We start from the raw sequence: 20,995 nt of genomic DNA, 5'->3' as shown, positions 1-20,995 counted from the left end.
ACACGCCCGGGTTGTTACACCCAAACCCATACCCGGACCGGATTATACGGTAAGGCCGGCCCGGGTTTCGGGGCAGGTGGAGTGGTGATCTCAATACGTGAACAGGCTACCTTGACCTGTACCTCCAGGCGGCCCGATCCGGGGGAAACAAAGGCCCGCTGCCAGCGGGGCCCGGACATAAGGGTAATGGTAGCAGTGTGGCCGGCAGCATCGGCATAGGTCACAAGAACTTCATAATTGTAGAAAGCCCTCGCCAGGGCATAGCTGCCAGAAGAAATGGGCACCAGTTGATGTCTGACGGTAATATTTTTAGCACAGCAGGCAATAACTTTAACCGGCACGCCTGGGGTAGGTGAGGAGGAACTATAAGACCACTGGAATAAATTATCCGTGGCCAGGTAAACCGAATCCAGCACCCTTTCCGCAGTGATTAATTCAATCCCCGGCTGTAGTTCCTCAAGTAATAAAGGCCGGTCGGCATGGGCAGCAAGCGCATGTGCAGGCGGACTTACTGGCTGTATTCCCCAGGTTGGAATTAACAGCAAAGTAGATTGCACGATATTAAAGACCACCCATTCTTGCACCGTTACCAGGATAATCGGACTGGGACCGACATGGAAAAGGTTTCCTTTATTGGCCACAGTAGGAGCTGTAAAGGACACATACCTTCACCCACCCGGTGAGTCCAAAACCAGACAATTAGCGAAAAACTGTTTCCAGAACCCTGGCCCAACGCTCGGACCATATCTTACGGTTGAAAGTCAGAGCCACTTCCCGAGCCCTCTGGCCCATGATCTGCCTTTTAGCTTTATCCCGGGCCAAATCTTCGATGGCCGCCACCAGATTTTCCACAGTCGGTTTAATTAGATAACCATTGTAGCCGTGCAAAACAATGTCGCTCAAGCCACCTGCCAGGCCGGCAATTACCGGCCGGCCGCTGGCCATGGCCTCCAGGGCGGCCAGACTCGTGCCTTCGGTAGAGCGTGAAGGGATGATGACAATATCCGCCTGGCGGTAAACCTCAGGCATCATCTCCAGGGGCTTCCAGTAGTAAAAACAACGTTCCTGGGTAGCAATCCACTGGGACATGAGCCTTTCGGCGTTGTCATCATGGCCGCGTCCACAAAAATGAAATTCAATCCAGGGATAGCGAGCCGTCAATTTTTCTGCTGCCCGCATGGTTTCATTAATCCCGCGAACGGGAACCAGCCGGCGGGGGAAGAGGACACGGATGGTATCCGTGCTATTTTTTTCCTCTTCAGGTGGGTGAAAAAGGTCAGTATCAACATAATTGGGGATGTACTCCCATTTGTGATAAAAGCCGGGGAGGGTAGCATTGAAGAAGTTAATGGTGTTGGTATCTACAGAGATTAATTTTTGTGGCCCTGTCAGGGCAATACCAAGCCGCCTTAACCATTCCTGGCGTTCCTCCAGGCGTCCGGCCATGAGGTCGAAACCCGGCCAATCCCAAAAGATCCCGTGGCTAATGGCAATGCTTTTTTCCCGGGCTATGGGGTAAGCCAGGGTAAGGATGAAATAAATGGCGTAATCAAAGGCCATGGAATTCTCGTAAAAGGCTGTACTGAGATCGGGAAAGGTATGGTATTCGCTTTTAGAAACCGGGATGCTGCGGATACGCACGCCATCGAATTCCCGGGTCCAACCGCTGCCTATCTGCCAGACCTCAACATAAAAACCTAGCTCGCGGAGCAGGCGGCAGAGGTCAACCTGGTAACGCTCCGCACCGCCCATAATAATTCTTTCGTTAGTAGGGTGAAAAAAGTTAGTCGTTAATAAAGCTACCTTTTTAGTCGTCATATCTCTTTCTCACCTTCTTGCAATCAGCTCTACAAAATTAAGCCCGGCCAAGGGCCGGGCTAGGGCATTAAGCGAGGGGGGAAGCCTGGGCCGTAAAGACCAGATCGACGCTCAAGTCCAGGTTCTGGGCTATGGTACCAGCAGTACTAGGCAGGCTGACGACGAAGGTCAGCAGATCATCATAGGGAGAAACCAGCAGGCGGCCACTAGAAGGCTGGTTGTATAGACCGGAAAGAGTGCCATTATAGAGCACTGTTGCTGGGCTGGCTTCGATATAAATGTTTAAGCGGTCGGCAAGTAACTGGGCCTCGCGGGGAGTAGTAGGACTTACTTCCTTCCAGTCAGCAAAGATAAAGTAATACTCGTCTACAGTACCGGTATTTGACACTTGCAGCTGGGGCGACCCGACAGACTGGCCGGGAACCAGGTTGGCCGGGGAAAAAAGAGCCGTGGTCGGGCTTAAGGTTAGAGCTACATCGGCAGTTCCTGCCGTACTGCCAGTAACAGTGGCACTGGCGGTTAGAGCCATGCAGATCACTCCTTATTACAAGCTTTTCTCTTTCCCCCTGTGCCTTTTTGGTATTAACAAAGGGGGTCTTTCCTTTTTCTGGATTAATATTACTATATGCATCTTAGCACGGAGAAGTTATCTAGTCCTGCCATTTTTCGAGCTGAATTTTATCCGCTGGCCAGAGGATGCTTTCATAATGTTCCCGGGGCATATATTTAAAGGTCGGATCCTGGCTAACGGCGCGCTCGTATTTAACCCGGATGTCAGCCGGGTTGGCCCAGCCGAGGTGTTTGATCCTCAGATCGCTTTCCAGGTGGGGCAGGTGGCGGTAGGCTAGAGGCAGGCGGCCGCAGTGAAATTTTTGTAATGGCCAGGCGGCATCCAGCCAGGGCTGGTACTTGACGAGGTAGATAGAAAAACCACGCAGCCAGGGATTCCAGAGGCCGTCGACGCGGTAGTAGTCTTCACTGCCCCAGCAATCAAAAAGGCGGAAGCTAATAGCTGGGAAGAGATCCTGTTTTAACAAATAAGGGAGTTCCCGTTCTACCCTGGTCTCCAGGAATTCATCGGCATCAATGGCCAGTATCCATTCGGGGTTGGTAGCAACAGTATGGTGCCAGAGTTCGCAGCGCAACTGAGCTTCATCCTTAAGAAATAAAGGGGTATCGCGGCGATAAAGTTTAACCATGGGGAAATTCAAACAGATCTCCGGAGTAGCATCCGTAGAGGCATCGTCCAGGATGACCAGCTCATCAACATAGTTAGTCAAAGCTTTAAGGCAACGCTCCAGATAACGATTGGCTTCATTACGGACGATCATCATGGCCGTAACCTTGGGCATAGAACTTGCTTTCCCTCCGAACTACTGCTTATCCAAAGGATAAACCTTGTTGATATACTGCCGCCAGCGGGCTTCCCAGAGGCGACGGTCAAAGGCCCGGGCGGTAGCAGCGGCATTGGCGCCGAGGCGCAGGCGTTCCCGGGGGTGATCGATTAAAAAGCGCAGGGCTTGGGTCAGGTATTCCCTGGAGGGATGGATTAACAGGCCATTATAGCCATCGATAATCAGGTTGGTGAGTCCGCCAACATTGGTGGCAATAACAGCCTTACCCATGGCCATGGCCTCCAGGCATGAAAAGCTGGTACCCTCCGAATAAATACTGGGAATAACAACTATATCGGCAGCGGCATAAACCTCCGGCATGGCGTTAAAGTCTGGATGACTGTAAAGAATACGCCCGTTATGGGCCTCTTTTTGCCGCCAGGCATGAAAAATCTCCAGGTACCGGGGGGTATTTGTATCAATGGCAAAGTAAAACTCCAGGTCGGGGTACTCAGCCAGTAAAGGAGGGATAACCTCTTTCAACAGGTCAAAGCCCCGTTCCGGGGCCAGCCGGCGCGGGTACAGGACGCGTACCCTGGGCTGTTGTTCCTTTTCGCGGGGATAAAATTGCTTTAAATCGACAAAGTTTGGGATTACCCGGACCTTCTGGTCGGCCAGATTAGGGTAGATGGCCCGAGCAACGTTAAGAAAGTTGTAGTCGCAAGATATGATTAAAGTGGCCTGAATAAGGGCGGCAGCGACATAGTTTTCATAGGCAGCCCGGGCGTGGGCCGGGCTGTAACCCGGTAGTTCCCACCAGACGCCATGGGAGATGCAAATAGAACGGGGTCGGTAATAGACTTGCTGGAGAATAGAGGAATAAAGCACTCTCCCGCGGACAGTTTCCTCCATTCGTTTAACAGTTAAGTGCAAATGGTGCTGATCGGCCCGGTAGCCATATACCGGCCAGCCGCGGAAAGTAGTTTGAAAATCCCGGTGGGCGTTCTGATGGAAGGAAACTTCATAACCCATCTCTGTCAGGAGTTCTGCCAGGGCGTGGAGGTATCTTTCCAGGCCCCCGATAACTGGTTCTTGACCATTCCAGGCCAGCAGGTTGGGTGTAAAAATGGCTATTTGCCGGTCCAGGGAGTATCACCCCGTTTCTTTTCCATCTCTTGTACTCATGTTAACTTATGCTTTTGTTCCGCGGATAGTTACCAAAAACCCTTCCTAATACTGCAGATTAGGAAGGGTTTAAAGCTTTAACTTGCTTTAATCAGGTTTTCAGGAAATTCAGCAGCATAGTTCAAAATCCGCTGCAGGACCTCCTGGCGTTTGGCGTTAATGGCCTCAAAATTCATGGCCGGTATATAGAAGGTTTCCATGTAATCATGGGTTAACTTGGCCTGGCGGATATAGGCCACGGCCCGGTCCAGGCAGGCCTGATAGCGGTAGGCGGCGCTGCTGATCTCGTGGGCGTAAGTTCCTAGCTTATCCCGGTCGATATAGGCCGAGAGGTTAAGTTTCATGGCCGTGAGTTCCGGCAGGCAGGAGGGATCGTAAGTGTGGGGCGGCTGGACGTTCATGGCCGCTGCTTTTATTTCCGGTATAATTACCAGGTCAATATTCCGGGGATTGAAGGGACAATGGTAAATCTCCGTGTGCAATCCTTTTTCGTGGGCCAGGTCGGCGATCCGGGCCAGCACCTGGGGCACGCCGGAACCTGGCTCGCCAGAGATGGTATATAGCTGCTGCACATCCTGGAGCAGGGATTCTACATGGCCGGTAATGATGCCATCAGGGGTAATAGCAGTAGCAAAGAGATGGCGAACTTTAGCCGGCCGGTCATAGCGTGGCGCTACACCGCTGAGAATGGCATGAAGCAGGTTGGCCACAGCCTTGTTTACCTGACTTTCAATCATGCACTCGGAAATATAACTTTCCCACTCATCGCGGATAACCTTGGCTTCCCGGAGGGCACTGTAGGCTATCTGGAACAAGCGCGCCACCCGTGCGTTGGCTTTAAGGATTTCCTCTTTATGGGCCCGCATTTTGCTTTCGTCCCAGTAGTCCCCCAGGTGGATAATCTCATCTACCGCACCGGGGTTCTTAGGATCAACTATATGGGGAGCCGTACCATCGATTAGAGCTACTTTAATGGCCGGGATAACCACGGCATCCAGGGAATTGTTATCGGAGGAGCAGCAGTGGAATTCCACATCATAACCTTTAGCCAGCATGGTTTCGCCGATTTTGCGCATGAAGGTGGACTTGCCCACCCCCGGGCCGCCTTTAACGACAAAGATCCGGGTGGCATCGGGTTCGATAATGTAATCATAAAAGGAATAAAAACCCTCACAGGTATTCCCGCCGGGAAAAACCCTTCGCAACTTGCCCTGGCCCATGTTTTAACCTCCCTGTAAAATTAACTTACTTAAATCTTATGCTTACGGTCCTACACTTTGCATATAGCTTCAATTATTTCCATCTGGCTACAGGAAGGCGTGAAGCGCGAGCAATGGTTGAGATCAGGGCGTTCCTTTGTGTCACAGAAAGGCCGGAGTTCCTTTACGGAGCAAAGGATAAAGACGTGTCACACTAATTTTGCGGATTCCCCAGAACACCTAATAGAAAATATTTTCTAAGACGCCGCTTGTATATGGTAATCTAAAAGTGACCCACTTTTAAGGAAATGGTAAACAAAAAGGGACCCACCCCCAACAAATCGAATCCTGCTGCTAATGGTCAGTAAACTTAGCAGCGGGAGGAAATCGAGGTGTTGGAGATGTCCAGGTAGATTATATCAGGGAGAGGTGACGACGTGCGAAAATGTTATCCACCATCATTTTCCGCGGCGCGTGCTGAAACTGGTCATTCCCGGCTTGGTTCTGTTTCTCCTTCTCGGTCTGGCGGCGAAATCCGGCAGCATGGTTGTGGAACGAGTGGAAGTGCAGCAAACATTCTTTTGCGAAGATGATACAGGGCATACCTGCACCTGATGGCGGAGCTTAATCCCGTCCGTGCAGGGCTGGTAGAAGAGGTCTGGCAGTATCCTTTGAGCAGTGCCGCGGCGCACCTTGCGAACGGATCCTGCCGCCGCGCAAGAGCGGACCCAAAGGACCCCGGCGGACGAGGAACTGAGCAGATTGAGTATGGTGTCCCCCCTGATTTCCAATTATTCTTCGGCTTACAAAATGCAATATTTTTGATAGAATGTCAACCGGGGTGAAAAGGTGATGGTCGGAGAACGGTTCAGGATGGCCCGGCGGGCCGCTGGACTGAGTTTGCGGGAATTAGCCAACCGTGTAGGTGTGTCGCCTCAGGCCATTTCAAAGTACGAACGGGGCTTAGACATACCAAGTTCCGGTGTCCTGCTCCGTCTAGCAGAGGCGCTCGGGGTCAAGGTTGAATATTTTTTCCGGACGCGTAGGGTGAACCTTTCCGTGCCGGCTTACCGTAAAAATTCTGCGCTGCGCCGCAAACAAGAACAAACGGTCCTTGCCCAAATCCAGGGGTGGCTTGAACGATATCTCGAAATTGAAGCGCTTTTCCCGCCCGGCGACGCCGCACGCGGCTTTGTTTTACCGGAGGGCGTAAATCCCAGGATTACCGTGCTGGAAGAAGCGGAGCGGATGGCGGAAGAGCTAAGGGCGGCCTGGCAGTTAGGCTTGGCCCCCATCGAAAACCTGACCGAACTTCTTGAGGATAAAGGGATCAAGGTTGGGTTGGTAGACAGTGTGGATGGCTTTGACGCCTGCACCTTCATGATGGAGGACAACACCCCGGTCATTGTTATGCGGCGTAGTCTTCCCGGCGACCGCCAGCGCTTCAATTTGGCCCACGAATTAGGGCACATTATTCTCCGGCCTGAAAAAGGGGCGAGTGCAGAGAAAGCGGCGCACCGGTTTGCTGGTGCTTTTTTAGACCCCGCACTGGCGGCGTGCCGCGAATCGGGGGAGCAGCGGCAGGCGCTTAGCCTCTACGAACTGCACCTTTTAAAGCATAAATACGGCCTCAGTATGCAGGCCTGGATTTACCGGGCGAAGGATTTAAGTATCATTTCGGAAGCGCTCGCCACGAATTTGTTCGCGCGAATTTCGCCACCGTGGTTGGGACCAGAAAGAACCCGGCGATGCTCTGCCCCCCGAGGAACCAAAGCGGATGGAACGGCTCGTGATGCGTGCGCTTACGGAGGATCTGATCTCAGAATCCCGTGCCGCCGAACTTCTCACCAAATCCCTGGCTAAATTTTGGCGGGAGGTGGCCGAGCGGCATGGAGGATTCCCGGCGGACCCACGTGACTGACACGAACATCTGGATCGACCTGTATGCCGGCGGGATATTCACGAATCGTTCCAACTGCCGCTCCGGTTTATCGCCCCGGATATGGTTATTGCCGAATTACGGGTGCCCGATGGACAGGCCCTGGTATCCATCGGATTGCAGCAGGAGGAACTTGTCGGCGACGGAGTCCACCTTGTCATTCAATTAGCAAGCCGGTATCCCGACGCCCTCGCGCGTGGACCTTTTTGCCCTGGCGCTGGCCAAAGCAAGGGGCGCTGTTTTGCTAACCGGTGACAGGCACCTGCGGAAAGCCACGGAACAAGAGAAAGTATCAGTGCACGGGACGCTTTGGATACTTGACGAACTGGTTCGACAGCAAATCGTTACGCCCCAATAAGCGGCTCGAGCGCTAGAAAAGATGCGGGCGATGGGAAGCCGCCTGCCCCGCACCGAGTGCGAACGCCGGCTGAGAAAATGGGGAAAAAAAGACAGTTGACGCTGTAAGGGCTCCGGCAGGAAAAATGGCAGCGATTGGCGAATAAAACAAAAAACGGGCGTTACGGCAGTACGCTCCTTTACTGTTTGAACCTCTAAAAACCAGCTGTTTGGTAAACTTTCGGTTCATCCTGCGGGAGAAGGTTATGGCGAAATGGAAAAGCGCGGTAAAAAACGGCAACGGCGACCTCGAATTCGCCAACCGGCTCTGGTCGGCGACCAACCGGCTAAGGGGCACGGTGGAGGCAACCGAATACAAGCACATCATCCGGGCTGCTCTTTTTGAAATACCTCTCGGACGCTTTTGAAAACCGGCAACGGTTCCTGACGCGCGCCGTTACCGACCCCGCCAATACGGAATACTACGTCAAGGAGGCGTCGGCGGAATACATCGCTTCCGTCGCTGAGGACAAGGACGAGTACCTGGCCGCCAACATCATCGGGTTCCCGCCCCAAGCCCGCTGGTCTTATCTTTTGGCGAACGCGCACCAACCGCATCTCGGCCGGCTGATTGACGAGGCGATGGCCGCCATCGAGAAAGAGAACCCGAAGCAGTTGCGCGGCGTGCTCCCGAAGATTTACGCCCGCGCCGCCATTCCGGCGCAGACCTTAGGGGAACTGCTAAACCTCTTTCGACGATTGACCTGATCAACGGCGATGCCGTGGCGCGGGATGTTCTCGGCCGTGTCTACGAGTACTTCCTTTCCCAGTTCGCCAGCGCCGATGGCAGGAAAGGCGGCGAGTTTTACATGCCGCACTGCATCGTCCGGCTTCTAGTCGAGATTATCGAGTCGTACAGAGGGCAGGTCTACGATCCCTGTTGCGGTTCCGGGGGCATGTTCGTCCAGTCCGTCGGTTTCATCCGGGCTCATGCCACCGGGAATGGCAACGGAGGCAAGGCGAAGGGCGACATCTCGATCTACGGCCCGGAGTCGAACTACACCACGTGGCGTCTGGCCAGGATGAACCTGGCCAGACGCGGCATCGACGGCAGGATCGAGCAGGACGACACATTCCACAACGACCGTTTCCCTGATCTCAAGGCCGATTTCATCCTGGCCAATCCGCCCTTCAATATGAAGGAGTGGGGCGCCGAGCAGCTGCGCGAGGACAAGCGCTGGAAGTTCGGCGTACTTTCACTAGAGAGTATGCGACCTTTTTGGAGGAAGGTTTAACATGGAGAACGGCCAACTGACCTGGATCACCAACTTCATTTGGGGCATTGCCGACGACGTGTTGCGCGACCTCTACGTGCGCGGCAAGTACCGTGACGTCATTCTCCCGATGACCGTGATCCGCCGACTGGATGCGGTATTGGAGCCCACCAAGCAGGCCGTGCTCGACATGAAAGCTTCGCTCGACAAAGCGGGGATCGTACACCAGGACGCTGCTCTGCGACAGGCCGCTGGTCAAGCCTTCTACAACACCTCCCCCTTCACGCTACGCGACCTCAAGGCGCGTGCCAGCCGCCAGCAACTGGAGGCGGATTTTCGCGCCTACCTCGATGGCTTCTCGCCCAACGTGCAGGAGATCATCGACAACTTCGAGTTCCGCAACCAGATCCCCCGCCTGGCCAAAGCCGACGCCCTGGGCACGCTCATCGAGAAGTTCCTCGACCCGTCCATCAACCTGAGTCCTTACCCTGTGCTCAACAGCGACGGCACCGTCCGGCTGCCCGGCCTCGACAACCACGCCATGGGCACCATCTTCGAGGAGCTGGTGCGCCGCTTCAACGAGGAAAACAACGAAGAAGCCGGCGAGCACTGGACCCCGCGCGATGCGGTCAAACTGATGGCCCGCCTGATATTCGAGCCGATCGCCGACCAGATCGAATCCGGCACCTACCTGCTCTACGATGGCGCCTGCGGCACCGGCGGGATGCTCACGGTGGCCGAGGAAACCCTGTTGCAGCTGGCGAAAGAACGCGGCAAACAGGTCTCGGTGCATCTTTTCGGCCAGGAGATCAATGCCGAAACCTACGCCATCTGCAAAGCCGACCTTTTGCTCAAGGGCGAGGGCGATGCTGCCGACAACATCGTCGGCGGGCCCGAGCATTCAACCCTGTCCAACGACGCCTTCCCCGGCCGCACCTTCGACTTCATGCTCTCCAATCCGCCCTACGGGAAGAGTTGGAAGAGCGACCTGGAACGCATGGGCGGCAAGGCTGGCATCAAGGACCCGCGCTTTGTCGTGCAGCACCGGGGCGAGGAGCTTTCACTGATCACCCGCACCAGCGACGGCCAGATGCTGTTCCTGGTGAACATGCTCTCCAAGATGAAGCACGACACCCCGCTTGGCAGTCGCATCGCCGAGGTGCACAACGGCTCGTCGCTGTTTACGGGGGACGCCGGCCAGGGCGAGAGCAACATCCGCCGCTGGATCATCGAGAACGACTGGCTCGAGGCCATCGTCGCCCTGCCGCTCAACATGTTCTACAACACCGGTATCGCCACCTATATCTGGGTGCTCACGAACCGCAAGCCCGAGCACCGCAAAGGCCGCGTGCAGCTCATCGATGCCACGCAGTGGTACAAGCCCCTGCGCAAGAACCTGGGCAAGAAGAACTGCGAGCTGTCCGAAGAGGACATCCGTCGCATTGTTGATACCTTCCTCAAATTCGAGGAGACCGAACAGTCCAAGATCTTCTCCAACGCGGCCTTCGGCTACTGGAAGGTGACGGTGGAGCGCCCCCTGCGCTTGAAAGGCATCGACCCCGAGCGCGCCTACACTCCCAAGGAGATCAAGGCGCTTCGGGAAACGGCCGAGCGTGCCGAAGATGCACCGCCGGTCATCAAAAAAATCCACAAACCCGGCACGGCGCCTGACCCGCTGCGCGGGCTGTTTGAGGTTGTCATCGGTGGCAAGCCGCGTGTGGTGGAGTATGAACCGGACACGGAGTTGCGCGACAGCGAGCAGATCCCGTTCCTTGAGTGCCAGGCCTGCCATCAGCCTGGTTACCTGCCGAGCCCGGAAGACCAGCGCACGGCCATCGAGACTTTCTTGCGCCGCGAGGTCCTGCCCTACGCGCCGGATGCCTGGTACGACCCGGCGAGCGTCAAGGTGGGCTACGAGATCAGCTTCAACCGCTACTTCTACAAGCCAAAGGCCCTGCGCACCCTGGAGGAGATCCGCGCCGACCTGCTGGCGGTGGAGAAGGAGGCGGAGGGGTTGCTGGCGGAGATTTTGGGAGGATCAACAAGATGACCACGGTCCGACCATTTACCAATGCTCAGATTGAAAGACTTGCACGCTTACTCGGTGAATGCGGCACAGGCAGTGAGATTTCCCAAGTGCTTCGGGAACGGGGACTGGTTGACAAATCCGGCGAATCCACGAAGTGGCGGCGCCTTTACTGGGTATTTCAACATTACCAGAATGAGTACAAGTGTGCCAATCACGTGCTTGATTTCATACGCGCATTCCTCGCTACAGTACGATTTGTTGATCAGCCGCAGAAGTTCGAGGAACATCGACAAGAACTCAACAAGATCTTGCTTTTCTCTGGCTTAGAGTACGGGCCCGATGGGCAGTTCCGACAAGTGAACATGGTGACAACACTGGACGAGGCAGAAGAACGCGTAGAGACCATCCGAGCGAAGTTAAAGGGCCGTAGTGTGCACCCAAAGGTGTTAAAGTACTGCCGAGCCGAACTAATGCAGGACAATTACTTCCATGCCGTGTTCGAAGCAACGAAAGGGCTTGCCCAACGTATCCGGGACATGACGGGCGTTCAGTTGGACGGCGCGGCACTCATTGATCATGTTTTCGCTATCGACCGACCTCTGCTCGCTCTGAATTCGCTCCGAACAGAAAGCGAAAAGTCGGAGCACAAGGGCTTCGCGTTACTGCTGAAAGGTTGCTTTGGCGCAATCCGGAACCCACGGGCTCACGAGCCAAAGATTCTGTGGAAAGGAGAAGACGACGCTGTAGACTACCTTACACTCCTCTCTTTGTTGCATCGCAAGCTGGATGATGCCGTGCTAGTTCGTGAAGGAGGTCAGCCATGATACGCACCCTGACCCCCTACGCCGCCTATAAAGGCTCCGGCGTGCCCTGGCTTGGCAAGGTGCCGGTGCATTGGGAGGTCAAGCCGGTAAAGCGTCATTACGACATTCAACTTGGAAAAATGCTGCAAACAAGACCGAATAGCCCAGACGATATTGAGGTTCCTTATCTTAAGGCACAACATATTCAGTGGTTTTCGGTGAGAACATCAGATGCACCAAGGATGTGGGCCAGTCCACGAGATATCCAACAATTTGGTATCACTGCTGGCGATCTTCTTGTATGCGAAGGGGGTGAAGGAGGGCGTTGCGGAATTGTGAAAGAAATACCAGAGGGATTCATTATTCAGAATGCACTGCATCGTGTTCGCCCACGTGATCATTGTCGGAACGACTACTTGCAGTATGTCATGAGCGTTATTGCGACAACCGGTTGGTTTGACGCTCTTACCAACAAGGCTACAATCGCGCACTTTACAAGGGAGAAGTTTGGTGCCCTGTACATCCCGATCCCTTCACCCGATGAACAAACCGCCATCGTCCGCTTTCTCGATTACATGGACCGGCGGATTCGGCGATATATTCGAGCCAAGCAGAAACTGGTCAAACTTCTGGAGGAGTACAAGCAGACCCTCATCCACCAGGCCGTCACCGGCAAGATCGACGTCCGCACCGGCCAGCCCTACCCGGCGTACAAGGACTCGGGCGTGGAGTGGCTGGGCGAGGTGCCGGAGCATTGGGAGGTGCGGCGGCTGAAAACGGTAGTCGATCATATTAACGAGCAGACGAGTACCAAGAACGATGAGGATCTCTACATAGCATTGGAGCACGTTGAGAGTTGGACAGGTCGCCTTCTGGTGCCATCCGGAGAAGCACAATTTGACAGTCAAGTGAAGCGCTTCCGAGCTGGAGATGTTCTTTTCGGAAAGCTCAGGCCATATCTTGCTAAGGTTGTTCGTCCCAAACAGAGTGGCGTCTGCGTTGGTGAGTTTTTTGTTTTGCGCGCAAGGCCCGTTGTTGCACCCCACTATCTAGAGGTGGTTCTGCGATCGGCACCAGCTATTGATTTTGTAAACAGCTCGACTTACGGTGCCAAGATGCCCCGGGCCGATTGGACGTTCGTCGGGGCAATGCTGTTTCCCCTTCCTCCCCTCCCCGAACAATCCGCCATCGTGGAGTACCTCGACGCCCAGACGACCAAGATCGACGCTGCCATTGCTGCCGCTCGCCGCGAAATCGAACTCCTGCGCGAATACCGCACCCGCCTCATTTCCGACGTCGTCACCGGCAAGGTGGATGTGCGCGAGGTCGCGGCGCGGCTGCCAGAGGAGCCAGCTGAGGAGGAAGCTGAGTTGGAGGACACAGAGGAGACAGCGGAAGGTGAGGCGGCAGATAATGAGGCCGCTGCAGAAACTTTCTCTGAGGAGGAAGTTGAACCATGAAACCAACCGACACCAGCGAAGCCGGGCTTGAAACTCTTATCTGCCGGGCGCTGACTGGCAGCGACTGCGTACCTCGACCTGCCGGCACTCCGGCGTTCGTTGCCGAGACGCCGGCACCCTACGGCGGTGTGGGTTGGCTCCCTGGCGATCCGGCCGATTACGACCGGGAGTACTGCGTCGATCTGGTTCAGCTTACGGCCTTTCTGCGTTCGACGCAACCGGAGGTTGCCGAAGCGCTCGATCTGGATAACGACAGCCCCACACGGCGGAAGTTTCTGGCGCGGCTCCAGGGCGAGGTGAGCAAGCGCGGGGTGGTGGACGTATTGCGCAATGGGATTCAGCACGGGCAGCACCGCATCGAGCTTTTCTACGGCACTCCTTCGCCTGGAAACGAGCAAGCGCGGGCACTCTATGAGCAGAACCGCTTTACCGTCACGCGCCAGCTCCGCTACAGCCGCGATGAGACGCAGCGGGCGCTGGACCTGGTGCTCTTCATCAACGGCCTGCCGGTTTTCACTTTCGAGCTCAAGAACCGCCTCACCAAACAGACGGTGCACGATGCCATCGAGCAGTACAAGCGTGACCGCAACCCGCGCGAAAAGCTATTTGAATTGGGGCGGTGTGTGGCGCACTTCGCCGTGGACGAAAACGAGGTGTGGTTCTGCACGCACCTTGCGGGCAAGGCGTCGTGGTTTCTGCCCTTCAATAAGGGATGGAACGACGGCGCGGGCAATCCTCCCAATCCGCAGGGGCTCAAGACCGATTACCTGTGGCGGGAGATACTCACCCGTGAGAGCCTGACCGACATCCTCGAAAACTACGCTCAACTCGTTGAGGAAAAAGACCTCAAGACCGGCAAGAAACGGCGACGGCAGATCTTCCCCCGCTATCACCAGCTCGACGTGGTGCGAAAACTCTTGGCGGACGCGGCGGCACACGGCGTGGGCCGGCGCTACCTTATCCAACATTCCGCCGGCAGCGGCAAGTCCAACTCCATCGCCTGGCTGGCCCACCAGCTAATCGGTCTCGCGAAGGACGGAAGACCCGTTTTCGATTCCATTATCGTGGTGACAGACCGGCGCATCCTGGACCAGCAGATCCGGGACACGGTCAAACAGTTTGCCCAGGTGAGCGCCACGGTGGGGCACGCCGAGCATTCCGGCGACCTTCGGCGCTTCATCGAGGGCGGCAAGAAAATCATAATTACGACGCTTCAGAAGTTCCCGTTCATCCTCGACGAAATCGGCAACGAGCACCGCGGGCGCCGTTTTGCGATCATCATCGACGAGGCGCACTCGAGTCAGGGCGGCCGCACCTCGGCCAAGATGAGCATGGCCTTGTCGGAGGCCGGTGCCGAGGACGAAGACGAGACCTTCGAAGACCAGATCAACCGGCTCATGGAGGCCCGGAAGCTTTTGCCGAACGCCAGCTACTTCGCCTTCACCGCCACCCCTAAGAACAAAACGTTGGAGATGTTTGGTGAACCCGACCCGCAGCCCGACGGCACGGTGAAGCATCGCCCGTTCCACAGTTACACCATGAAACAGGCCATCCAGGAAGGGTTCATCCTGGATGTGCTGGCCAACTACACGCCGGTGAAGAGCTACTACAGGCTCATCAAGACCATCGAGGACGACCCCGAATTCGACGTCAAAAAGGCGCAGAAGAAGCTGCGCCGCTTCGTCGAGGGGCACGAGTACGCCATCCGGCTCAAGGCCGAGATCATGGTGGACCACTTTCATGAGCAGGTGATCGCCAAGGGCAAGATCGGCGGTCAGGCGCGGGCCATGGTGGTGACCGGCAGCATCGAGCGAGCTATTCAGTACTTCCATGCCTTTAAGGCGTACCTTGCGGAGCGCAAAAGCCCCTATCGGGCGATTGTGGCCTTCTCGGGTGAGCACGAGTATGGCGGTCAACAGGTCACCGAGGCCAGCCTTAACGGCTTTCCCTCGAACCAGATCGCTGACAAGATCCGGGAGGACCCGTATCGGTTTTTGATCTGCGCCGATAAGTTCCAGACCGGCTATGACGAGCCGCTCCTGCACACAATGTACGTGGACAAGGTGCTATCCGGGGTCAAGGCGGTGCAGACACTTTCGCGCCTCAATCGCGCCCACCCCCAGAAGCACGACACATTCGTCCTCGATTTCGTCAACGATCCGGAGACGATCCGGAAGGCCTTCGAGCCCTACTACCGGACGACCATCCTCGCCGACGAGACCGACCCGAACAAGCTGCACGACCTTAAAGCCGACCTTGACGGCTACCAGGTGTACGCGCCTGAGCAAGTTGATGAACTGGTGCGGCTCTACCTGAGCGGGGCCGACCGTGACCAGCTCGACCCGATCCTCGACGCCTGCGTCGCCACCTACATGGAGCATCTCGACGAGGACGGTCAGGTCGACTTCAAGGGCAAAGCCAAGGCGTTTTTGCGAACCTATAACTTTCTGTCTTCAATCCTCCCCTACACTAACGCCGAGTGGGAGAAGCTATCGATCTTCCTTAACTTCCTGGTACCCAAGCTGCCGGCGCCGAAAGAGGAAGACCTCTCAAAGGGCATCCTCGAGGCGATCGACATGGACAGCTACCGGGTCGAAAAGCAGGCGAGCATGAGTATCGCGCTTTCCGATGCGGATGCCGAAATCGAACCGGTGCCCGCTGTGGGTGGTGGACACAAGCCCGAACCGGAGCTCGACCGTCTCTCGAACATCATCAAGGCTTTTAACGATCAGTTCGGCAACATTCCCTGGACCGACGCCGATCGGGTGCGCAAACTGATCACCGAGGAGATTCCTGCACGAGTAGCGGCCGACACCGCCTACCAGAATGCACGCAAGCATTCTGACAAACAAAACGCACGCATCGAGCACGACAAGGCCCTCGTTCGGGTGATGACTGCGCTGCTCAAGGATGACACTGAGCTGTTCAAGCAGTTCAGCGACAATGAGTCGTTCCGTCGCTGGTTGACCGATACGGTATTCGCACTGACCTACAGCGAGCCTGGCAGCGCGAGGTAGCCAGTACGACTTAATCGGCGGCTTAGCCCGGCAGCTGCGCGACGCCGTGCTCCACTTCGAAAGGCGGCTGAAGGCTTTAAACGGTAAAGCCATGGTCTTCTACATGAGCCGGCACATCTGCGTTAAGTTTTACAAGTATCTCCGGGAGCTACCAGGTTGTCCCGAGGTGGCGGTGGTGATGACCGGCTCGGCGAGTGACCCGGAGGATTACCATCCGCACATCCGGAGCAAGGCCAAGCAGGAGGAACTGAAGAAGCGCTTCCGGGACCCCGACGACCCTTTGAAGTTAGTGATCGTCCGGGATATGTGGCTCACCGGTTTTGACAACCCCTGCCTGCACACGATGTACGTTGATAAGCCGATGAAGGGCCACAACCTGATGCAGGCGATCGCCCGGGTGAACCGCGTTTTCAAGGACAAGCCGGGCGGGCTGATCGTGGACTACATCGGGATCGCCGACGACCTCAAAAAAGCGCTGGCCTGCTACACCGAGAAAGACCGCAACGAGGCGATGATCCCCTTGGACCAGGCGATTGCGGTGTTGCGGGAGAAGTACGATATCACCTGTGCCTTCTTCCACGGGATTGATTACCAGGGGTGGCGGCGGCTGGCGTCGGCGGAGCTCACGCGACTCCTGCAGCGGGCGCATAACGCGGTGGTGGCGGATGACGAAACAAAGAGCCGCTTCCTGAAAGCCTGCACCGAGTTAACCAAGGCGTTTGCGCTCGTGAGTCCCCACCCGGAGGCGTGTAGATCGTAAAATAGAATTGACCCCAGATCGTCAAATAAAACTGAACCACCATGTGATAAAATCTCCCTCGAGAGGGGGAGGAAAAAGAGGTGGTCAGCATGTACAAGTGGCAGCGCATCAAGGCACTGCATGCTCAAGGGGTCGGCATCAAGCAAATAGCCAGAACAATAGGGGTGTCCAGGAATACCGTCAGGAAGTACCTGAAAGAAGCCAACCCGCCCCAGTTTAAAGCCAGGGAATACGTAAAAGAACTGGATAGGTATCAGGAAGAAATCAAGGCCATGCTTGCTAAAGGATATATTGGCCCGAAGATTTACAAAGAACTGGTAGAAAAGGGCTATCAAGGCTCCCTGGCCAGTGTCCACCGTTATCTTAGGTCCATAAAGGCAGAAGATAAGGCAGCTAAATTAGCTACCACCCGGGTGGAAACCGGGCCGGGCTGGCAGATGCAGTACGATTGGAAGGTGTGGACCCTACCAGTTGACGGGAAGCCCGTGAAAATATATTTCCACGAAGTGATCCTGTCTTTTAGCCGGATGAAATTCTATACCTTCTCTTTAAGCATTACCACCGCCGACGTGATCCGGGTCCTGGTTGAAGCCATTGACTTTTTCGGCGGCTATGCCCCGGAGTTGGTGATAGACAACGGCAAGCAAATGGTTATCACCCACCAGAAGGACGGTATCGTCCGGTATAATGACGAGTTTTTAAGATTCTGCGGGCTATATGGCATCCAGCCTTCGGCTTGCGAAAACTACCGTGCCCGGACCAAGGAAAAGTGGAACGCTCCTTTTACTACGTCCAGGAACACCTGCTGCGGGGCCTGGAGGTGATTGGGGGAGATATTTTCCGACCAGGTGGTGACTGTGGGTGACTTCCCTCAAGAAAAGCTCTATGACGTATTTGAGAGCGAAAGAGGGTTTATCAGCGCTGTACGTTTGGGAATTGGTTTTAGTTAATCCAGACCGGACATTACGGCAATACCCTGCTCCGACTTGCCAGAAACTTGAGCGTGGAACCGCTCGTCTGTTTAGCCTTTTGGGCGGACCCTCTAGAAACCATCTTGATAACTAAACTCGCGCCGCCCGTTTTTTTGAGCGGCGTGAGCATGATTTGTCGGGCCAAAACAGGTCTGCTCGCGCCGGCGGCATTAAAAAGGTTGCAAAAGAGCCTTACCATCCATTAGAGCTACTTTAATGGCCGGGATAACCACGGCATCCAGAGAATTGTTATCGGAGGAGCAGCAGTGGAATTCTACATCATAACCTTTAGCCAGCATGGTTTCGCCGATTTTACGCATGAAGGTGGACTTGCCCACTCCCGGGCCGCCTTTAACGACAAAGATCCGGGTGGCATCGGGTTCGATAATGTAATCATAAAAGGAATAAAAACCCTCACAGGTATTCCCGCCGGGAAAACCCTTCGCAACTTGCCCTGGCCCATGTTATAACCTCCCTGTAATACTAACTTACTTAAATCTTATGCTCCCAGGCACAAAACTTGCTTGGTCCAAGAATAACATGATTTTCACTATGCGGAAATATTTTTTGAAATACTGAATACATCAGTTTTGCCTATTGTCAATTCAGTGTTTTTCCTTTATAATTGTGCCATACCAAATGAAAAAGCATTTCGCAGGGCAAAGGGGTCCATGAAGTGCTACAACGGCGTAGCGCGAGGAGGGCAGGGATTAGATTTTATGCAGCAGCCCAAAATTTTTATCGCCAGTGCCGACCCGTCTGCCCGGCAAAACTTGAAGTACATGCTGGTTCGGGAAGGTTACTTGATTGCCGGCGAAGCCCCGGACGGCAGCCAGGCCCTGCGGATGATCCGCACCCTGCAGCCCAGCCTGATAATTCTAGATAGCGAACTCCAGGGTACCAATGCCCTGGAAGTAGCCAGGATAATCGAGGAAGATGGGGTAGCACCAATTATCCTCCTAGCCTCTTCCTGGCACCGCAATCTGCTTGCCCGTACGCGTGATTTTCCAATCTTTGCTTATTTAATTAAACCGGTCCAGGAAAGCACCCTGTTGCCGGCGGTAGAAGCAGCCCTGGCCAATTACCAGAAAATATGCCGCCTGCAGCAGGAAATCAGCAAGCTGAAGGAGACCCTGGCGGCGCGGAAAATAATTGAGCGGGCCAAGGGCATTCTCATGGATACCATGGGGTTAACGGAAGCCGAGGCCTACCGGCGCATGCAGCGCCAGAGTATGGATCGCTGCGTTCCCATGAAAAGCATCGCGGAAGCCATTATTGTCGCCCATGAACTCCAGGGTGGCAGCAATAAGGCCAAAAAGACGGACTAACCCTTTAGGGCAACGGCGTCCTGAAGGAGAGGGTTTTTATGCCCTTTTCTTGCAGGACGCTTTTTATAAAGAAACTGGCGTAGCCAGTTTCTATAGAAGATCCCACTTCCCACTTCTCACCTCTCACTTCTATCAATTTAGCAGGAGGTTTATGCTGATGGATGACAAGGAAAAACGGGCGGCTGTCCTAAACCGGGCTGAAGAATGGGGGGTAAAATTTGTTCGCCTCCAGTTTACCGATATTTTTGGGGTATTGAAAAATGTAGCCATTCCGGTGGACCAGTTGCCCAAGGCCCTCAACAATGAACTCATGTTTGACGGCTCTTCCATTGAAGGCTTTGTGCGTATTGAAGAGTCGGATATGTACCTGCGCCCTGACCCAGACACCTTTGTTGTTTTCCCCTGGCGGCCCCATGAGGGGACGGTAGCCCGCCTCATTTGCGACGTATATAACCCCGATGGTACGCCCTTTGCCGGTTGTCCCCGCTGTACCTTGAAGAAGGTTATGGCCGAAGCGGCCGCTATGGGTTTTACCATGAACGCCGGGCCGGAAGCTGAATTCTTCCTTTTCCATACCGACGCCTCCGGCCGGCCGACCCTGGAAACCCACGACCGGGCCGGTTACTTTGACCTTACCCCGGTGGACCTGGGGGAGGACGCCCGCCGGGACATGGTCCTGACCCTGGAGCAGATGGGTTTTGAAATCGAGGCTTCCCATCATGAGGTGGCTCCCGGCCAGCATGAGATTGACTTTAAATACGCCGAGGCCCTGACCACGGCTGACCGCATTGCCACGTTCAAATTCGTGGTGCGGACCATCGCCCAGCGTCACGGCCTCCATGCCACCTTCATGCCCAAGCCCATTTACGGCATTAACGGTTCGGGTATGCACGTTAATATCTCCCTGTCAAAAGACGGCCAGAACGCCTTTTACGACCCCGACGACAGGCTGGGCTTAAGCCAGACCGCTTACCAGTTTATCGCCGGCGTCATGGCTCACGCCCGCGCCCTGGCGGCCGTAACCAACCCGACGGTCAATTCTTATAAACGCCTGGTTCCCGGTTATGAAGCGCCGGTCTATATCGCCTGGTCGCCGCGCAACCGCAGCCCCTTGATCCGTGTGCCGGCCAAACGCGGTCCTTCCACCCGCATTGAAGTGCGACACCCGGATCCTTCCTGCAACCCCTACCTGGCCCTGGCCGTACTGCTGAAGGCCGGGCTGGATGGAATTAAAAAAGGCCTGACCCCGCCGCCGCCGACGGATAAAAATATCTTTGCCATGACCCCGGCCGAACTCCAGGCGGAAGGCATCGGCGTCCTGCCGGGAAGCCTTGATGAAGCCCTGGAAGCCCTAGCAGAAGATGAGGTTATCAAGGAAGCTCTGGGACCCCATATCTATGAGCGCCTGACCCTGGCCCAGAAACTCGAATGTGAACAATATCGTACCAGGGTACACCAGTGGGAGATCGACCAGTACCTGACGAAATTTTAGTATCCCACCTCTCACCTCTAACTTCACACTTCCATATTAAGGAGTGAGCA

17 protein-coding genes and 1 pseudogene are annotated in these 20,995 nt (G+C 55.3%); 11 read left to right on the top strand and 7 right to left on the bottom strand.

All coding sequences use genetic code 11. The features are described from left to right. Positions 1–14: 14 nt before the first annotated feature. From E308F_RS10035 to E308F_RS10010, 6 genes are all read right to left on the bottom strand, one after another. Positions 15–662 carry a hypothetical protein gene (locus E308F_RS10035; protein WP_141264781.1) on the bottom strand — a complete coding sequence of 216 codons (648 nt, stop codon included), beginning with the start codon at positions 660–662 and terminating at the stop codon, positions 15–17. A 37-nt stretch (positions 663–699) separates the two neighbouring features. Next, complete coding sequence (locus tag E308F_RS10030) at positions 700–1,818, bottom strand: glycosyltransferase family 4 protein (RefSeq protein ID WP_141264780.1); 1,119 nt, start codon at positions 1,816–1,818, stop codon at positions 700–702. Positions 1,819–1,885: 67 nt separating this feature from the next. Continuing rightward, positions 1,886–2,347, bottom strand: coding sequence for a hypothetical protein (locus E308F_RS10025; protein WP_054936823.1), 462 nt, complete (start codon positions 2,345–2,347; stop codon positions 1,886–1,888). A 121-nt stretch (positions 2,348–2,468) separates the two neighbouring features. Then, the gene (locus tag E308F_RS10020; protein WP_141264779.1) at positions 2,469–3,170 is read right to left on the bottom strand and encodes a glycosyltransferase family 2 protein; all 702 of its coding nucleotides are present in this window, start codon (positions 3,168–3,170) and stop codon (positions 2,469–2,471) included. A gap of 21 nt (positions 3,171–3,191) precedes the next feature. After that, on the bottom strand, positions 3,192–4,262 hold the full coding sequence (locus E308F_RS10015) for a glycosyltransferase family 4 protein (RefSeq protein WP_373995960.1): 1,071 nt from the start codon (positions 4,260–4,262) through the stop codon (positions 3,192–3,194). A gap of 152 nt (positions 4,263–4,414) precedes the next feature. Then, the gene (locus E308F_RS10010; RefSeq protein ID WP_141264777.1) at positions 4,415–5,557 is read right to left on the bottom strand and encodes a PRK06851 family protein; all 1,143 of its coding nucleotides are present in this window, start codon (positions 5,555–5,557) and stop codon (positions 4,415–4,417) included. 408 nt (positions 5,558–5,965) lie between these two features. On the opposite strand from E308F_RS10010, the gene E308F_RS10005 reads away from it, so the two are divergent. The 9 genes and pseudogenes from E308F_RS10005 (at position 5,966) to istA (ending at position 17,978) form a co-directional block, all read left to right on the top strand. Further along, positions 5,966–6,151, top strand: a complete 186-nt coding sequence (locus E308F_RS10005) for a hypothetical protein (RefSeq protein ID WP_141264776.1) — start codon at positions 5,966–5,968, stop codon at positions 6,149–6,151. Positions 6,152–6,436: 285 nt separating this feature from the next. Continuing rightward, the gene (locus E308F_RS10000) at positions 6,437–7,399 is read left to right on the top strand and encodes a helix-turn-helix domain-containing protein (RefSeq protein ID WP_253260443.1); all 963 of its coding nucleotides are present in this window, start codon (positions 6,437–6,439) and stop codon (positions 7,397–7,399) included. A 678-nt stretch (positions 7,400–8,077) separates the two neighbouring features. Further along, a pseudogene (locus E308F_RS16925) lies at positions 8,078–9,064 on the top strand (type I restriction-modification system subunit M); the annotation flags it as partial. 43 nt (positions 9,065–9,107) lie between these two features. Next, positions 9,108–11,135 (top strand): type I restriction-modification system subunit M, encoded by a 2,028-nt coding sequence (locus E308F_RS09990; protein WP_141264775.1) that lies wholly within the window; start codon positions 9,108–9,110, stop codon positions 11,133–11,135. Then, positions 11,132–11,938 (top strand): TIGR02391 family protein, encoded by an 807-nt coding sequence (locus E308F_RS09985; RefSeq protein WP_141264774.1) that lies wholly within the window; start codon positions 11,132–11,134, stop codon positions 11,936–11,938. Before E308F_RS09990 ends, E308F_RS09985 begins: the two co-directional genes overlap by 4 nt. Beyond that, positions 11,935–13,377, top strand: coding sequence for a restriction endonuclease subunit S (locus tag E308F_RS09980; protein WP_141264773.1), 1,443 nt, complete (start codon positions 11,935–11,937; stop codon positions 13,375–13,377). The genes E308F_RS09985 and E308F_RS09980 overlap by 4 nt, the downstream gene beginning before the upstream one ends. Next, a complete protein-coding gene (locus E308F_RS09975) occupies positions 13,374–16,394 on the top strand; it encodes a type I restriction endonuclease subunit R (RefSeq protein ID WP_141264772.1) in 3,021 nt (1,006 codons plus the stop codon). The genes E308F_RS09980 and E308F_RS09975 overlap by 4 nt, the downstream gene beginning before the upstream one ends. A gap of 91 nt (positions 16,395–16,485) precedes the next feature. Beyond that, positions 16,486–17,154 carry a type I restriction enzyme subunit R domain-containing protein gene (locus E308F_RS09970; protein WP_172613932.1) on the top strand — a complete coding sequence of 223 codons (669 nt, stop codon included), beginning with the start codon at positions 16,486–16,488 and terminating at the stop codon, positions 17,152–17,154. Positions 17,155–17,243: 89 nt separating this feature from the next. After that, positions 17,244–17,978 (top strand): IS21 family transposase, encoded by a 735-nt coding sequence (gene istA / locus E308F_RS09965; RefSeq protein WP_253260467.1) that lies wholly within the window; start codon positions 17,244–17,246, stop codon positions 17,976–17,978. A gap of 317 nt (positions 17,979–18,295) precedes the next feature. Here istA and E308F_RS16570 read toward each other — a convergent pair whose 3' ends face one another. Next, a complete protein-coding gene (locus E308F_RS16570) occupies positions 18,296–18,463 on the bottom strand; it encodes a hypothetical protein (protein WP_253260442.1) in 168 nt (55 codons plus the stop codon). Positions 18,464–18,796: 333 nt separating this feature from the next. Between E308F_RS16570 and E308F_RS09955 the strand changes: the two genes are divergently transcribed. Both E308F_RS09955 and glnA read left to right on the top strand, forming a co-directional pair. Then, on the top strand, positions 18,797–19,453 hold the full coding sequence (locus E308F_RS09955) for an ANTAR domain-containing response regulator (RefSeq protein ID WP_253256489.1): 657 nt from the start codon (positions 18,797–18,799) through the stop codon (positions 19,451–19,453). A gap of 157 nt (positions 19,454–19,610) precedes the next feature. Beyond that, the gene (gene glnA / locus E308F_RS09950; RefSeq protein WP_141264769.1) at positions 19,611–20,945 is read left to right on the top strand and encodes a type I glutamate--ammonia ligase; all 1,335 of its coding nucleotides are present in this window, start codon (positions 19,611–19,613) and stop codon (positions 20,943–20,945) included. Positions 20,946–20,995: the final 50 nt, after the last annotated feature.

The organism is Moorella sp. E308F, from assembly GCF_006538365.1.
In the GTDB taxonomy this organism is placed as follows: domain Bacteria; phylum Bacillota; class DSM-521; order Neomoorellales; family Neomoorellaceae; genus Neomoorella.
This window is presented reverse-complemented; position numbering and strand designations above follow the sequence as displayed.

Excerpts from the sequence above, each read along its gene's own strand:
- E308F_RS10030 (WP_141264780.1), bottom strand. The coding sequence starts at position 1,818 with ATGACGACTAAAAAGGTAGCTTTATTAACGACTAACTTTTTTCACCCT.
- E308F_RS10025 (WP_054936823.1), bottom strand. The coding sequence starts at position 2,347 with ATGGCTCTAACCGCCAGTGCCACTGTTACTGGCAGTACGGCAGGAACT.
- E308F_RS10020 (WP_141264779.1), bottom strand. The coding sequence starts at position 3,170 with ATGCCCAAGGTTACGGCCATGATGATCGTCCGTAATGAAGCCAATCGT.
- E308F_RS10010 (WP_141264777.1), bottom strand. The coding sequence starts at position 5,557 with ATGGGCCAGGGCAAGTTGCGAAGGGTTTTTCCCGGCGGGAATACCTGT.
- E308F_RS09990 (WP_141264775.1), top strand. The coding sequence starts at position 9,108 with ATGGAGAACGGCCAACTGACCTGGATCACCAACTTCATTTGGGGCATT.
- E308F_RS09985 (WP_141264774.1), top strand. The coding sequence starts at position 11,132 with ATGACCACGGTCCGACCATTTACCAATGCTCAGATTGAAAGACTTGCA.
- E308F_RS09980 (WP_141264773.1), top strand. The coding sequence starts at position 11,935 with ATGATACGCACCCTGACCCCCTACGCCGCCTATAAAGGCTCCGGCGTG.
- E308F_RS09975 (WP_141264772.1), top strand. The coding sequence starts at position 13,374 with ATGAAACCAACCGACACCAGCGAAGCCGGGCTTGAAACTCTTATCTGC.
- E308F_RS09970 (WP_172613932.1), top strand. The coding sequence starts at position 16,486 with ATGGTCTTCTACATGAGCCGGCACATCTGCGTTAAGTTTTACAAGTAT.
- istA (WP_253260467.1), top strand. The coding sequence starts at position 17,244 with ATGTACAAGTGGCAGCGCATCAAGGCACTGCATGCTCAAGGGGTCGGC.
- E308F_RS09955 (WP_253256489.1), top strand. The coding sequence starts at position 18,797 with ATGAAGTGCTACAACGGCGTAGCGCGAGGAGGGCAGGGATTAGATTTT.
- glnA (WP_141264769.1), top strand. The coding sequence starts at position 19,611 with ATGGATGACAAGGAAAAACGGGCGGCTGTCCTAAACCGGGCTGAAGAA.